Annotated in this window: 13 protein-coding genes; 8 read left to right on the top strand and 5 right to left on the bottom strand. The window is 55.5% G+C overall.

Annotated elements, in window-relative coordinates; genetic code table 11:
* Nucleotides 1–21 precede the first annotated feature (21 nt).
* The gene (gene sltY, locus AM410_RS03675) at nucleotides 22–1,959 is read right to left on the bottom strand and encodes a murein transglycosylase (RefSeq protein WP_073397143.1); all 1,938 of its coding nucleotides are present in this window, start codon (nucleotides 1,957–1,959) and stop codon (nucleotides 22–24) included.
* 227 nt (nucleotides 1,960–2,186) lie between these two features.
* Between sltY and ettA the strand changes: the two genes are divergently transcribed.
* Nucleotides 2,187–3,854, top strand: coding sequence for an energy-dependent translational throttle protein EttA (ettA, locus tag AM410_RS03685; RefSeq protein ID WP_014168546.1), 1,668 nt, complete (start codon nucleotides 2,187–2,189; stop codon nucleotides 3,852–3,854).
* A 64-nt stretch (nucleotides 3,855–3,918) separates the two neighbouring features.
* Here ettA and AM410_RS03690 read toward each other — a convergent pair whose 3' ends face one another.
* Nucleotides 3,919–4,818 (bottom strand): LysR family transcriptional regulator, encoded by a 900-nt coding sequence (locus AM410_RS03690; RefSeq protein WP_032681692.1) that lies wholly within the window; start codon nucleotides 4,816–4,818, stop codon nucleotides 3,919–3,921.
* Nucleotides 4,819–4,926: 108 nt separating this feature from the next.
* Here AM410_RS03690 and AM410_RS03695 point away from each other — a divergent pair, with 108 nt between their 5' ends.
* Nucleotides 4,927–5,928, top strand: coding sequence for a zinc-binding alcohol dehydrogenase family protein (locus AM410_RS03695; RefSeq protein WP_108647500.1), 1,002 nt, complete (start codon nucleotides 4,927–4,929; stop codon nucleotides 5,926–5,928).
* A gap of 60 nt (nucleotides 5,929–5,988) precedes the next feature.
* Here AM410_RS03695 and nadR read toward each other — a convergent pair whose 3' ends face one another.
* From nadR to serB, 3 genes are read right to left on the bottom strand one after another with little or no spacing between them, the layout of a single operon-like run.
* Nucleotides 5,989–7,221, bottom strand: a complete 1,233-nt coding sequence (nadR, locus tag AM410_RS03700; protein ID WP_014168543.1) for a multifunctional transcriptional regulator/nicotinamide-nucleotide adenylyltransferase/ribosylnicotinamide kinase NadR — start codon at nucleotides 7,219–7,221, stop codon at nucleotides 5,989–5,991.
* A 35-nt stretch (nucleotides 7,222–7,256) separates the two neighbouring features.
* Nucleotides 7,257–8,642 (bottom strand): DNA repair protein RadA, encoded by a 1,386-nt coding sequence (radA, locus tag AM410_RS03705; RefSeq protein WP_014168542.1) that lies wholly within the window; start codon nucleotides 8,640–8,642, stop codon nucleotides 7,257–7,259.
* An 11-nt stretch (nucleotides 8,643–8,653) separates the two neighbouring features.
* A complete protein-coding gene (gene serB, locus AM410_RS03710; RefSeq protein ID WP_020885272.1) occupies nucleotides 8,654–9,622 on the bottom strand; it encodes a phosphoserine phosphatase in 969 nt (322 codons plus the stop codon).
* Between the two features lie 117 nt (nucleotides 9,623–9,739).
* On the opposite strand from serB, the gene AM410_RS03715 reads away from it, so the two are divergent.
* The 6 genes from AM410_RS03715 to AM410_RS03740 all read left to right on the top strand — a co-directional run bounded on the left by AM410_RS03715 (nucleotide 9,740) and on the right by AM410_RS03740 (nucleotide 15,268).
* Nucleotides 9,740–10,384, top strand: a complete 645-nt coding sequence (locus AM410_RS03715; RefSeq protein WP_020885273.1) for a YtjB family periplasmic protein — start codon at nucleotides 9,740–9,742, stop codon at nucleotides 10,382–10,384.
* Between the two features lie 39 nt (nucleotides 10,385–10,423).
* Nucleotides 10,424–11,440 (top strand): lipoate--protein ligase LplA, encoded by a 1,017-nt coding sequence (gene lplA / locus AM410_RS03720; RefSeq protein WP_073397141.1) that lies wholly within the window; start codon nucleotides 10,424–10,426, stop codon nucleotides 11,438–11,440.
* Between the two features lie 408 nt (nucleotides 11,441–11,848).
* Nucleotides 11,849–12,541: a DUF1120 domain-containing protein gene (locus AM410_RS03725; RefSeq protein WP_020885274.1), complete on the top strand. Its 693-nt coding sequence runs from the start codon at nucleotides 11,849–11,851 to the stop codon at nucleotides 12,539–12,541.
* A 271-nt stretch (nucleotides 12,542–12,812) separates the two neighbouring features.
* Complete coding sequence (locus AM410_RS03730; protein WP_020885275.1) at nucleotides 12,813–13,523, top strand: DUF1120 domain-containing protein; 711 nt, start codon at nucleotides 12,813–12,815, stop codon at nucleotides 13,521–13,523.
* Between the two features lie 251 nt (nucleotides 13,524–13,774).
* Nucleotides 13,775–14,491 (top strand): DUF1120 domain-containing protein, encoded by a 717-nt coding sequence (locus AM410_RS03735; protein ID WP_014168534.1) that lies wholly within the window; start codon nucleotides 13,775–13,777, stop codon nucleotides 14,489–14,491.
* A gap of 72 nt (nucleotides 14,492–14,563) precedes the next feature.
* Nucleotides 14,564–15,268, top strand: a complete 705-nt coding sequence (locus AM410_RS03740) for a fimbria/pilus chaperone family protein (RefSeq protein WP_073397139.1) — start codon at nucleotides 14,564–14,566, stop codon at nucleotides 15,266–15,268.
* The last annotated feature ends 7 nt before the right edge of the window (nucleotides 15,269–15,275 follow it).

Below are 15,275 nucleotides of genomic sequence, written 5' to 3' on the forward strand. Positions count from 1 at the left end.
AGCATAACACAACCCACCCCATCAGTAACGTCTCTGCCACTCAGCATCGCTCATCAGGGTATCTTTTTGTCCCATGAAATAGCGATAGTAGGCGTCATAAGCCAATACGTTCTTCACATAGCCGCGGGTTTCCGAGAACGGAATACTTTCCACAAACGCGACGGCGTCAATGCGCCCGGCGCTGTTGCCAAGCCATGTGCGCACGCGGCCCGGGCCTGCGTTATACGCCGCTGAGGAGAAGATGCGGTTATTGCCGAACTGCTGATAAACATACTGCAGGTAGCTGGTACCGATATTGATGTTGGTCTCCGGATCCAGCAGCTGTGACGGGCTGCTGTATCCCGGGATGTTAAACATCTTCACCGTGTGCGTCGCGGTTCCCGGCATCACCTGCATCAGGCCGCTGGCCCCGACCGGGGAACGGACTTTCGGGTTCCACGCACTCTCCTGACGGGCAATGGCCATGGCGTAGCTTTGCGGAATGTCTTTACCGCTGGTGTAGCGCTCAAACAGATCTTTATAGGCCAGCGGGAAACGCTCTTCGAGATGATCCCACAGCTTGCCGGCGATCGTTGCCTGCACGCTCAGATCCCACCAGTGGTTATCAAAGGCATAGCGGGCAAGCTGTGCCTTCTCATCGGTCGTACGGCTGGTCACCAGATTCGCCCATTCGCTACGGGCGGTATTGTCCATGTTCCAGTACATCAGCTCGCGAACGCGCGCCATTTCTGGTCCCTGAGTCAACGTCGGGCTGGCGTTAGCAGGGGCTTTATCAATGCGGAACGTGTACTCCTCACCCAGACGCTGTGCGGCCGCCATCGGATAGAACCCACGCTGCTGCATCAGCGCATGAAGGATCTCTTTGGCTTCATCGTCACGCCCGCGCTCCATCAGCAGATCCGCCTGCCAGTAACGCCATTCGTCTTTCTCTTTGGCATCCATTGGCAGACGCGCAAGCCAGGTGTTCAGCCCCCGGCGATCGCCCGTCCCCAGCGCCATACGCACGCGGCGCTCCACCAGCGACGTGGAGTTCGAACGCATAATCGCATCGTCTCGCCAGCGCGCCTGCTCGTCGGTTACATCGGTGCTCATCAGTCGCCACGCCACAATGTCGCGCAGCTCCTGAGTTTGATCTTCATTGAGCTGCTGCGCCTGCACCAGCTGCGGGATCATCAGCCGCGCATTTTCCACGTCGTCACGCGCCACGCTGGCAAAAGCCACCGCGGCCATCTGGCGGGTAAAATCGGTCGCGCCGGTGCTGCGGGCAAAGGTCAGTACGCTGTTCGGATCGTTCGCCAGGGCGATGACGGCGGTTGAGATCGTCTGATAATCAGACGGCATTTGCCCCGCAAGCGTGGTAACCAGCCGCGTGTTTCCGGCTTTCATCGCCAGGCGAATACGTTCAAGGTACGCCAGCGGATCCTGCTTACCTGACGCACGCCATGCGCCAAAGAGGGAATCACAGGCATTTGGCTGGCTTTTTCCGGTCAACCACAGATCTTTCGCGCCCGCCCAGGCCTCTTCCTGCTGTCCGGTAACCCACTTCGCATAGTAATAGTTACACTGGGCTTCGGTGGTGTTCGGTTTTTCCGGGCTAAACGCCAGCAGCCCACGCCAGTCTTCACGACGTGCCAGCTCGTTCACAAAACGAGACTGTAGCGTCCGCGCGGGTGGCAGCGTCGGGTTCGCCTGAATAAAGTTATTCACGGTGACCGTGGGTTGATTCATGAGATCGTCAGTGATCTGCCGATACTCCAGATACGGATAGAGAGGATACGCTTTTAAGGTCGGCATCAGCGCCTGCACGGTATCCATCTGCTTATTGTCCCACGCCTGTTTAATCTGGGCGTAGCGATTACGTTGTTCATCCAGTGAATCGGCATGCACCGCCTGGCTTGCCGCCATCACGCATACGCTGGCAGCCAGCAGACGCCAGACCACCTGTTTGGCTTTTCCCACAAGCTCTTCCTCATTGTTTTTTCGTCAATTGCAGCGTCTTGCCACGTCAAAGTCTAATTAACTTATGCTAACCAGGCATCCTGCAACGCGCCACGTCGCGGACACTTTTTTACCTTTCTTGCGCGTTTTAACACTCCCGACGTTCCTGGCTGGGATTAGGGCGGGAAAAAGGCTACACTTCGAGGCTGATATTCTTTCTCATCACGATAAAAGAGGCGAAGTCCAACGTGGCTCAATTCGTTTATACCATGCATCGTGTCGGCAAAGTTGTCCCGCCGAAACGTCATATTCTTAAAAATATCTCGCTGAGCTTCTTCCCGGGCGCAAAAATCGGTGTTCTGGGTCTCAACGGTGCCGGTAAGTCCACCCTGCTGCGCATCATGGCCGGCATCGATACAGACATCGAAGGTGAAGCCCGTCCGCAGCCTGGCATCAAAATTGGCTACCTGCCGCAGGAGCCTCAGCTCAACCCGGAACACACCGTTCGTGAATCCGTTGAAGAGGCGGTTTCTGACGTCGTTAACGCACTGAAAGGTCTGGATGAAGTGTATGCCAAATACGCTGAACCGGATGCGGACTTCGATAAACTGGCCGCTCAGCAAGGCAAGTTTGAAGAGATTATCCAGGCGCATGACGGCCACAACCTGAACGTGCAGCTCGAGCGCGCCGCTGACGCCCTGCGTCTGCCAGACTGGGATGCGAAAATCGCGAACCTCTCCGGGGGTGAACGCCGCCGCGTGGCGCTGTGCCGTCTGCTGCTGGAAAAGCCAGACATGCTGCTGCTCGACGAACCGACCAACCACCTGGATGCGGAATCCGTGGCATGGCTGGAGCGTTTCCTGCACGATTTCGAAGGCACCGTTGTGGCGATCACCCACGACCGTTACTTCCTCGACAACGTTGCAGGCTGGATCCTGGAGCTTGACCGTGGTGAAGGCATTCCATGGGAAGGCAACTACTCCTCCTGGCTGGAGCAGAAAGACCAGCGTCTGGCGCAGGAAGCCTCTCAGGAAGCCGCGCGTCGTAAGTCTATCGAGAAAGAGCTGGAGTGGGTTCGTCAGGGCGCTAAAGGCCGTCAGTCTAAGGGCAAAGCCCGTCTGGCACGCTTTGAAGAGCTGAACAACACCGAATACCAGAAACGTAACGAGACCAACGAACTGTTTATTCCGCCTGGCGCACGTCTGGGGGATAAAGTGGTTGAAGTCACCAATCTGCGTAAGTCTTATGGCGATCGCCTGCTGATTGACGACCTGACCTTCTCCGTACCGAAAGGTGCCATCGTGGGGATCATCGGTCCGAACGGCGCGGGTAAATCCACCCTGTTCCGCATGATGTCCGGTCAGGAACAGCCAGACAGTGGTTCAATCACTCTGGGTGAAACCGTGAAACTGGCTTCCGTTGACCAGTTCCGTGACGCCATGGATAACAGCAAAACCGTGTGGGAAGAAGTCTCCGGCGGCCTGGATATCATGCGTATCGGTAACACTGAAATGCCAAGCCGCGCTTACGTTGGCCGCTTTAACTTCAAAGGCACCGACCAGGGTAAACGCGTGGGCGAGCTCTCCGGTGGTGAACGTGGTCGTCTGCACCTGGCCAAACTGCTGCAGGTTGGCGGTAACGTGCTGCTGCTCGATGAACCGACCAACGACCTGGACATTGAAACCCTGCGCGCACTGGAAAACGCCCTGCTGGAGTTCCCGGGCTGTGCAATGGTTATCTCGCACGACCGTTGGTTCCTTGACCGTATCGCAACCCACATCCTGGACTACCAGGACGAAGGGAAAGTGGAGTTCTTCGAAGGTAACTTCACCGAATACGAAGAGTACAAGAAACGTACGCTGGGCGCGGATGCGCTGGAGCCGAAACGTATTAAGTACAAACGTATCGCGAAATAAATGTAAAACGGCAACGTCAGTTGCCGTTTTTTTTTGTTCCTACATCCTGTGAGTGACGCACCGTTCACCCACCCACGTAAAACCGCTTCACCTCATCACACTGCATCGCAAAGTCGATATAACGCATCAGCGCCGGCGAGTTCAGCTTGCGGCTCGGGTAAGCCAGCCACAGATCGTTCCCCTCGACGTTCCACTCCGGCAGCACCTTCACCAGCGCGCCCTTTTCAACCTTATCCTCAAGTAAAAAAGCGGGAAGCAGCGTGATCCCGGCGCCGGCGATGGCACATTCGCGCGCATACACCAGATTATCCGTCAGATGGGCGTTATCCGGCAGATAACGGTAATCCTCACTTTCGCTTTGCAGCAGCCACTCAGACCACGCCTTGTGGGTAATACAGCGGTGATCCACCAGCTGCCGGGGATGCGTCAGCGGCTCCCGGCGCGCCAGGTAAGCCGGTGAGGCCAGCATATAACGCGGGCAATGACCAATCATACGGCCAATCAGGGAGGAGTCCTGCGGCTTACCGGTACGCAGCGCCACGTCAAAACCTGACTCGACCAGGTCGAGCACGTCGTCAGAAATGGACACGTCAAGCGAAACATCCGGATAGCGGAGCTGGAACTCCGCATTCAAATGCGCCAGCAGCGTCGCGCCGATCCCGGCCGGGCAGGTGATGCGCAGCCGACCGCTGGGGTTTTCACGCAGCCGCTGAATGGCGTACTCGGCCCGTTCACTTGCCGCCAGCATCTCGCGGCAGTGAACCAGATAGTGCTCGCCGGCGAACGTCAGGTTCAGCCTGCGCGTAGTACGATTGAGCAAGCGGATCCCCACCTGCTGCTCAAGCTGGCTGATTCGCTGACTGACGCTGGATTTCGGCAGCTCAGCTTTCTGTGCCGCCGCGGTAAAACTGCCCAGCTCTGCCACCAGCGCAAACAGCGCCATATCCTGAAGTTGTTTAAACATGATTGTTCATCCTGTACGAACACTTCGTTCTTAATTGTCCATCTTATCACGCGGCTGAGCACTTAATAGACTAGTCTCAACAACACGCTTTCCCTAAAGGAGCTCACCATGTCAGTTAAAGCCATTGCCGTTAATCCAGACAGTCCTGCTGATTTCATTGAAATTACCCAACCGATGCCGCAGCCCGGCGAGCACGATCTGCTGGTTGAGGTAAAAGCCGTTTCCATCAACCCGGTCGATACCAAAGTTCACGCGGGCATCGTCAGAAGCGGCCTGACAGAACCACGCGTTCTCGGCTGGGACGCCAGCGGCATTGTGAAAGCCGTGGGTGCAGGCGTTAGCGGTTTTAAACCGGGGGATGAAGTGTGGTACGCGGGCGATATTACCCGCCCGGGCAGCAATACCACCCATCAGTTGATCGATGCGCGCATTGTCGGGCATAAGCCGGTAAGCCTCGGCTGGGCTGCCGCAGCCGCCTTGCCGTTAACCGCCCTCACCGCCTGGGAAGGATTGTTTGAACGGCTGAATATCCAGGATGCCGGCCAGGACAAAACGCTGCTCATTATTGGCGGCGCGGGCGGCGTAGGATCGCTGGCGATCCCGTTTGCGAAGCATCGCAGCAACGTGAAGATCGTCGCGACCGCCTCGCGGGAAGATTCTGCTCAGTGGTGTCGCGATCGCGGTGCCGATCACGTGGTGAATTACCGGGACCTGAAAGGTGAACTGGCTAAACAGGGCCTGACGTTTGTGGATTACATTTTCATTCTCAATGATACCGACGGCCACTGGGATGCCGTCAGTGAACTGATCGCACCGCAGGGGCATATCTGCTCCATCGTTGAGAACGCACATCCGCTGAACCAGGATAAGCTGAAATCCAAATCCGCCGCGCTGCACTGGGAGTTTATGTACACCCGCAGCATGTACCAGACCGCCGACATGGCGCGTCAGGGCGAGATCTTAAACGAGGTTGCGAAGCTGGTGGATAACGGCGTGGTGGAAAGCTCACTGAGCGAAACGCTGCACGGGCTGAGCGTCGAAAGCATCACCGAAGCGCACCGAAAAGTGCTGGACGGGCATATGCGTGGCAAAGTGGTGGTTGAGTATTGAGGGGGGGGGGTTCCCCCTCACACCGGCCCTCTCCCTCAGGAGAGGGTTAGGATGAGGGAATTACCCCTGCTCCCCCATCATCTCTTTCACCAGCTCTACGCAGCGCAGGAAACGGCTGTCGTAATCTGACTCCTCCACATGCACAAACTCCACGTTATTTTCGTGCAGCATGTCGATGAGCATGCTCTGGAACTCTTTTCTGTCGACGGAACTGCCGAGGCTGCGGATCCCGTCGGCAACCCACGGGGTATTGTTTTCGAGCAAAATCACCAGGTCAAAGCGGTATTCGTCTATCAGCGCCTGCACAAACGGATGCTCGCGTCCCTCGTATTTTTTGCAGAACGCCTGGGTGGTGACGAAATCGGTATCAATGAAGGCCACTTTATTGGCGTATTTCACCGCGAAATCAATGTACTGCGCATGACCGAGCGCGATTTTATCGTAGTCGGAGTACTGCAACGCCATCTCGTCACCGCCCAGATGTGAGAAGACGTAATCACGCCCGTACTCCCACGCACTGGTGGTGTTAAAGATGTTGGCCAGCTTGTTGACCAGCGTCGATTTCCCGCTCGACTCGCCGCCCAGAATCGCAACAGTGCGCACAAAGAACGGTTTTACCTCGGTTGGGATGTAATCCCAGTAGCGGAACGGGTTTTCGCGGATCAGCGCCCCGCTGATGTTCATAAAGGTACGCTTTGGATCGATCAGCACGGTTTCAATGCCCAGATGCTCGCGGAACTGCGGCGCATCGGACTCTTCAGAGGTGTAGATCCAGTTCGGGGTGATCCCTTTTTCGTCCATGAACGCTTTGACGCCATTGCTCCACACATCCCAGCCGTGCGGATACGGCTCCATGCCCTCTTCATTAAAAGCATGAATACGAATGTTTTTCTGGTACTTAAAGGTCTGCAGCAGCCAGCGCAGGCGATCCGGCACGGTTGGCTGCTGCGACATGGCGCTGTCCTCGAACAGCTGACGGTCGCGGGTTTCATCGTAACCCATGATGATATGCAGCTCGTCCACCTGGCTACAGGCACGCTGGATAAGATAGATGTGCCCGGTATGCAGCGGGTAAAACTTGCCAAATACCACGCCGACGTTCTTTTGCATACGCGGGAATTCAAGCCCCAGAAAGCGGTGCAACGCTTCCAGCTTTTGTGCGCTGGGGCTTTTGATTTTGGCGTTCAGCAGTTGGCTCAGGTAGCCTTTGGTCATGCCGCTGGCATCCGCCACCTGCTGCAGCGTGCAGCCTTTCTGGCGGATTGCGGTCTTGATGTAGTCAAATGATGACATAAATTACGGTGCCTCCTGCAAAATCGAATACGTAATTATAAGTCGTCAAAGACATTTAACGCATCTGCGAGTTTCTTCACGCCAAAGACCTGCATCCCTTCCGGGATTTTTTTCGGCACGTTGGCGGCGGGCACAATGGCGCGGCGAAAGCCGTGCTTCGCCGCCTCGGAGATGCGCTCCTGGCCGCTTGGCACCGGGCGTATCTCCCCGGCCAGACCCACTTCACCAAACACCACCAGGTCCTGCGGCAGCGGTCTGTCACGCAGGCTGGAGACCATTGCCAGCAGCAGCGCCAGATCCGCACTGGTCTCAGTGACTTTGACCCCGCCGACCACGTTGACGAACACGTCCTGATCCGCCATCTGCAGGCCGCCGTGGCGGTGCAGTACGGCCAACAGGATCGCCAGGCGGTTTTGTTCCAGGCCAACGGCCACACGCCGTGGGTTACCCATCATTGAGTGATCCACCAGCGCCTGAATTTCCACGAGCAGCGGACGCGTCCCTTCCCAGAGCACCATCACCGAGCTACCGGAGGTCACTTCATCGCCCCGGCTGAGGAAGATGGCAGACGGGTTGCTGACTTCACGCAGCCCCTGCTCGGTCATGGCAAACACGCCCAACTCGTTCACCGCACCAAAACGGTTTTTGTGGCTGCGCAACGTACGGAAACGGGAATCGGCATCGCCGTCGAGCATGACGGAGCAGTCGATACAGTGCTCCAGCACTTTCGGCCCTGCCAGCGAGCCATCTTTCGTGACGTGGCCGACCATCACAATCGCCACACCGCGCGTTTTGGCAAAGCGCGTGAGATAGGCGGCGGTTTCACGCACCTGCGCCACGCTCCCCGGTGAAGACTGGATATCCGCCATGTGCATCACCTGAATGGAGTCGATAACCATCAGCTTCGGCTGCTCTTCTTCGGCAATCATGCAGATTTGCTCAATGCTGGTTTCCGAAAGCATGTTGAGGTTGCCGGTTGGCAGGCCAAGACGGTGCGCACGCATCGCCACCTGCTGCAGGGACTCTTCACCGGTGACGTACAGGGTTTTCATCTGTTCGGCGAGCTTGCAGAGCGTTTGCAACAGCAGTGTTGATTTACCCGCTCCCGGGTTACCGCCGATCAGGATCGCACTGCCCGGCACCACTCCCCCGCCGAGCACACGGTCAAACTCTTTGAAGCCGGTCGAGAAACGCGGCAGCTCTTCGAGGCTAATATCCGAGAGCTTTTGCACTTTCGCGACACCGGCGTTGCCGGCATAACCGCTCAGGCGTTCATTGCGGGCCACGCTCGGCGAAGCCGCCACACCACGCACTTCGGTGATGGTGTTCCAGGCATGACAGGCGCTACATTGCCCCTGCCAGCGCGGATAATCCGCACCACATTCATTACAGACAAATGCGCGTTTTGGAGCTTTCGCCACGGTTTACCTCGTTATTTCTGATTCACGCTGCCGGAGAGAATGCAGAACACCCCCATCAGGTCAGCATGACGGATGGTGACTTCCGTCTTTTCATTCACTTTAGGCTTGGCATGGTAGGCAATGCCAAGGCCTGCCGCTTTGATCATCGGCAGGTCGTTCGCGCCATCACCGATGGCAACGGTCTGGACGACAGGAATTTCATATTTTTCCGCCAGACGGGTCAGGGTATTGGCTTTGTACTGGGCATCCACGATATCGCCGATCACCTGGCCGGTCAGCTTGCCGTCCATGATTTCCAGCTCATTCGCCACCACGGTGGTCAGGCGCAACGTGTCGCGAAGGTAGTCGGCGAAGAAGGTGAACCCGCCCGAGGCGATAGCCACTTTCCAGCCCAGCGTTTCTAACTTCAGCACCAGCTGCGTCAGCCCCGGCATTAACGGCAGCTCATCACGCACCTGGCGCAGGATGTTCGCGTCCGCCCCTTTCAGGGTCGCTACGCGCTGTCTCAGACTGGCGGTGAAATCCAGCTCGCCGCGCATCGCGCGTTCGGTCACATCGGCCACCAGCTCGCCGCTGCCGGCAAGCCTGGCGATCTCGTCGATACACTCGATCTGGATGGCGGTGGAATCCATGTCCATCACCAGCAGACCCGGCGTTTTCAGGTGTGGAATTTTGCCGAGAGGCGCCACGTCCAGGCCGGCATCATGCGCCAGGCGGGTCGCGCGCTGCGTCAGGGAACCTGCCAGGCGGATGACCTGATAATCCTCTACGCACCAGGCCGCCACGATGACCATCGCTGCACCCAGTTTGGTTTGATATTGGGTCAGGCGTTGTTTGTCCAGGCCGCGTCCGTACAGCAGCCAGCCGCTACGGCCAGCGTGGTAATCCAGAGGCATCACCTCATCACCACTTAAAGAGAGCGGCAATCCTGGCCATAAAGAGACATCCGTAGGCAGGTCGCACCAGGTAATGTTCGGCATTGAAGCTCCTGTGAATTCGTTCGCGCCGGAAGGTTCCAGAGGGAAAATAACGCATGAGGCTACCTTGTAACCATCACTTCTGGCAACATTAAGCCGTAAATTTTCAGCAGGTGGAATATGGCTCGCGCAAAACTGAAATTCCGACTTCATCGTGCCGTGATTGTCCTGATATGTCTCGCACTCTTGGTCGCGCTGATGCAAGGGGCATCGTGGTTCAGCCAGAATCACCAGCGGCAACGTAACCCGCAGTTTGAGGAACTGGCGCGTACTCTGGCGCGTCAGGTCACGCTCAACATCGCCCCGGCGATGCGCACCGAAACGCCGGACGAGAAGCGCATAGGTCAGATATTACGCCAGTTAACCGAAAACAGCCGCATTCTTGATGCCGGTGTCTATGACGAACAGGGCGACTTGATCGCCCGTGCCGGTGAGCACGTTGACGTCCGTGACAGGCTGGCGCTGGACGGCAAAAAAGCCGGCGGCTATTTCAATCAGCAGATCGTCGAACCCGTGCAGGGGAAAAATGGTCCGCTCGGGTATTTGCGCCTGACGCTCGACACCCACACCCTGCCCACCGAAGCAAAACAGGTGGACAACACCACCAATATTTTGCGCCTGATGCTGCTGCTCTCGCTGGCCATCGGTGTGGTGCTGGCACGCACGCTGCTGCAGGGTAAACGCACCCGCTGGCAGCAATCGCCTTTCCTCCTGACCGCCAGTAAATCGGTTCCCGAAGAGGACGAGGGCGATAAGAAAGAATAGTGATAAAGTAGGCTTACGATTCGGAAAAGGAACTTTGCCATGACGACGTTACGCCTGCTTATCTCTGACTCTCACGATCCCTGGTTCAATCTCGCGGTAGAAGAGTGCATCTTCCGTCAGATGCCAGCCACTCAACGGGTGTTATTTTTATGGCGCAACGCCGATACGGTGGTGATTGGCCGTGCGCAGAATCCCTGGAAAGAGTGTAATACCCGGCGTATGGAAGAGGATAACGTCCGCCTGGCGCGACGCAGCAGCGGCGGCGGCGCGGTATTTCACGACCTCGGCAATACCTGCTTTACCTTTATGGCGGGCAAACCTGAATACGATAAAACCATTTCCACCGCGATTGTGCTTAACGCCCTGACATCGCTGGGCGTGACTGCCGAAGCGTCAGGCCGCAACGATCTGGTCGTCAAAACCCCCGACGGGGATCGCAAAGTCTCCGGCTCCGCCTACCGTGAAACCCTGGACCGGGGATTCCATCACGGTACATTGTTGCTGAATGCCGACCTCAGCCGTCTTGCGAATTACCTTAATCCCGATAAGAAAAAGCTGCAGGCCAAAGGTATCACCTCCGTGCGAGGCCGCGTCGCCAACCTGACCGAATTACTGCCGGGCATCACCCATGAACAGATCTGCGATGCCATCCGCGAAGCGTTTTTCGCTCACTACGGCGAGCGGGTCGAAGCCGAAGTGATCTCCCCGGATAACACACCTGACCTGCCAAACTTTGCGGAAACCTTTGCCCGTCAGAGCAGCTGGGAGTGGAACTTTGGTCAGGCGCCGGCCTTCTCGCACCTGCTGGACGAGCGCTTCACCTGGGGCGGCGTGGAGCTTCATTTTGACGTGGAAAAAGGCCACATTACCCGGGCGCAGGTCTTTACGGACAGCCTGAACCCTGCGCCGCTGGAGGCGCTGGCCAGCCGCTTACAGGGCTGCCTGTATCGGGCCGACACGGTGCAGCTGACATGTGAGGCATTACGTGGCGAGTTCCCCGATCAGGCAATCGAGCTGGGCGAGCTTTCAGCCTGGCTTTCGCAGGCCGTACGCTAAACCATGTTGCCCGGCGTGCTTCGCCGGGCGAGTGATGTAACCTGTTTACGCGATAACGTCTTATTCTTATTTTTTAAGCAGGCTTCAGGGATCCAGCCAGCCCCATCTCATTAAAAAATATTATATTATCGTCGGGAAGGGCATTGAATGCTTCCCGGCCTTACGAAAACCGCTAATAACTTTCAATAATAAATTGAACAATAAAAGCGGAAATATGCCCGTAAAAAGCGTGAAAATATTCACACCATCTATGCTTTTATATTTTCATTACTGCCCGTTTAGAAATTCTAAATACACCATTTAGAGCAGCCACAATATACTACCGCCCGTGGTTACACCCATATATAAAACCTATTGATTACATTACTAGTCGACAGCTCTATAATTTCTCTTCGTTAAGGAACAACAATGAAAAAAATTCTTCTTGTCGCGGCCATCGCTGCGGCAACGTCCATGACCGCAGCCCATGCGGCTAACACCGCCGTCATGAAAGTGCAAGGCAAACTGACCAACGCGTCATGTACTCCTACAATGAGCAACGGCGGTGCAGTAGATTATGGCAAAATATCAATGGGCTCACTGAGCGCGACTGAGGATAACCAGCTCGGCCAGCGTGATATCACCATGACAATTACCTGTAATTCTGCGACCAAAGTCGGCTGGACAATGTACGACAACCGCAAAGACAGTCTGGCTGACGGCCATTATATTGAAGTCGATGATTCTGCCGTTGATGGCAGCTCGACATTCAGCCCTCAGTACACAAGCGGTTTAGGTTTTACCAAAGAAGGCCAGAAGATTGGCGGATGGGCAGTGTATACCAACCTGCCATATGTCACGGTAGACGGCGCACCTGCTGATGCGATTACCGCGGGAGGCACTAATCTGACTAAATGGAATAAAAATACGACGGGTCGTCTTGTTCTGGATGACTACGAAACCATGTCCGTCGCCAAACCGGGTGAACTCGTGCCGATGGCCTTTACCGAAGCCGTATTCCCAATGAAAGTCTCCATGGCAATCAGGAATACCAACAGACTGAGCATTACCGAAGATACCGAACTGGATGGTCAGGCGACCATTACGCTAAAATACCTCTAATTAAATTATCGCTCAGGCGATAACGTATCTCTGACGGCGAATTTAATTCGCCGTTTTTTATTCCTTTATTCATACTGCATCCATCATATTATTCGCAAGATGTAAATACATACATGATTGTATTTACAGCCCTTAATTAAACTCACAACCGAGTGTAGAATTTCTCATTTCACAAATAACTCTGACCATTAATAGAATTCCCGCGCTTGTGAATCAATACGTTAATTAAACGCACACAAGAAAATGTCCACTTTTTGGTTAAGGAATAACAGTGAAAAAACTTCTTCTCGCCACTCTGATTGCCGTGGCTTCTCACGCTGCGCTCGCCGACTCTACCGTTGTGATGAAGGTGAAAGGCAAAATGAATAATGCGTCCTGTACGCCTGAATTAAGCAATGGCGGTTCTATCGATTTTGGCACCATCGCCCTGGATCAACTTTCTCCTACCCAGACGAATCAGATGGGTCAAAAGGACATGTCGTTAACCATTACCTGCCCTTCAGCGACCAAAGTGGCCTGGAGCATCGCGGACAATAAAGAAGATACCAATGCGGCAAATGACCTGACGTCCAGCCAGTTCTACATCCGCGATGCGGCGGATAACGGGGGTGATGCCTGGGGCGCTGGTACGACCTATGGCGTTGGCACCACGGCGGCGGGCGAAAAGATTGGGGCGTATGCCATCGCAACGCGCGTGAATGAAGTTACCGCCAATGGTCTTCCGGCTCAGGCTATTTATGCCCCGGCGTACGTCAACAGCAATGGCGAATACATGTGGCGTAACCTGAGTACCGGTATTATTGCCAACGGTAACGCAGAAATTATGACGGCGACCACCCCAGGCAAATCTTCTCCGCTGGCGATTACCAACGTCGTCTTCCCGTTTAAAGTCTCGATGGCCATTGTGAATACCGATCGCCTGACCACGACCGATGAAGCTCAACTGAGCGGCGAAACCACCATTACGCTGGTTTATCTCTGATACGTTAAGGTCATGTTTTCTTTTCTCCGGCGGGATATCCCGCCGTTTTAAAGCAGAATATAAATCCATTCATATCTGATTGTAATGACTTAATAAAATCTCAATGTGCTCGTTAGAAAATCTAATTATTGCATTCTGTGAATCATTAATAGAATCAGCGGCGCTTGTTATTTAACACGTGTATTCATGCAAGCACTTTGCGGACTAAAAATATCTTTTTTAGTCACTCTCTTTCAGGTTAAGGAATAACAATGAAAAAGCTTCTTCTTGCCACCGTGCTATCCATGGCGGCAACAGCCGTTTGCGCAGAACCGACCGCCATGCTCAAAGTACAGGGCTCACTGACCAGCGCAGGCTGCGTGCCGGAAATCAGCAACGGGGGTCTGGCCAACTTCGGTGAAATCGGTCTGGACTCCCTCTCCTCCAGCGTGCCATATCAGGCAGGCCATAAAGATGTCACCCTGACCATCAAGTGCCAGTCCGCCACACGCGTGGGCTGGACGCTTCACGACGATCGCGCGGACTCCAACGCCGGTGCCAGCCTGCCAGCTAACCAGTTCCACGTGGATAACGCTACCGCAAACGGTGGCCAGGCATCTGGCTCCAGCCAACTGAACGGCGTAGGTAAAACCAGCGCCGGCGAGAACATCGGTGCGTATGCCATTTCTACCTACCTGACCTCCGTTACCGCAGACGGCGCGGCGGTACAGCCTATCGCGGCTACCCTGTATACCGGCGGCACGATCAGCAGCAGAAGCTGGATGAACATGTGGACCAGCGGCATCCTCTCCAACGATGGCACCGACGTCATGACCGTTTCCAAAAGCGGCCAGCGTGCGCCTTTAGCCTTCATGAGCGCGGCATTCCCGCTGAAGATTGCGCTGGCCGTAGCCCCAAGCGACAAGCTGACCCTGACCGACAAAACCGAGCTTGAAGGCCAGTCAACGATCACCCTGGTTTACCTCTAATCCAGCCCCCTGACGCAAAACTCTCCAGTTACATGGGGAGTTTTTTTTCCTGACCAGCGAATGAAACCCACTATGTCTACGATCCACACATCAACACGTTTGATCTGCTCACTGTGCCTCGCCCTTCCGGCTTCGCTTTTTGCCGCCGGAATGGTGCCTGAAACCACCCTGCTGCTGATTGACGAAGCGAATCACGGCGGCGTCATGAGCGTGAAAAACACCGACAGCATTCCCACCCTGCTTTATACCTCCATCCGGGATATCGGGGGCGACCAGGGGGTAAAACTCAACGTCACCCAGCCGGTGGTGCGCCTCGAGCCAGGCCAGGAGCAACAGGTTCGCTTTATTCTTGAATCCGACAAACCGCTTAGCGTTGAACAGTACAAACGCGTGGTGTTCGAAGGTATTCCGCCCAAAAGCACGGATAAAAACGTGAAGGTCGGGATCAACCTGCGTCAGGATTTACCGGTCCTGATCCATCCCAAAGATCTGCCGGTGGTCACCGACGCCTGGAAATTACTGACCTGGTCAGTCACCGGGAAAGAGGTCAAGGTGCAGAATCCGTCCGCCTACGTGGTCCGTTTCTCCACCTCTGTCACCTTACTGCCTTCGCATACGGAAGGTCTGGTCAACAAGACGTTTATCCTGCCGGGAGAGACCATGACGGTGCAGACCGACACCCCGGTTAACGGCACCGATAACGCCATTGAGTTCAATCCGGCCAGCCGCTACGGGATTGAAGTTGAGAGCTTTACCGCTTCCCTGACGCGCCAGTAAGACAGGG

It is taken from the genome of Enterobacter cloacae complex sp. FDA-CDC-AR_0164 (genome assembly GCF_003071645.1).
GTDB classification, from domain to species: Bacteria; Pseudomonadota; Gammaproteobacteria; order Enterobacterales; family Enterobacteriaceae; genus Enterobacter; species Enterobacter ludwigii.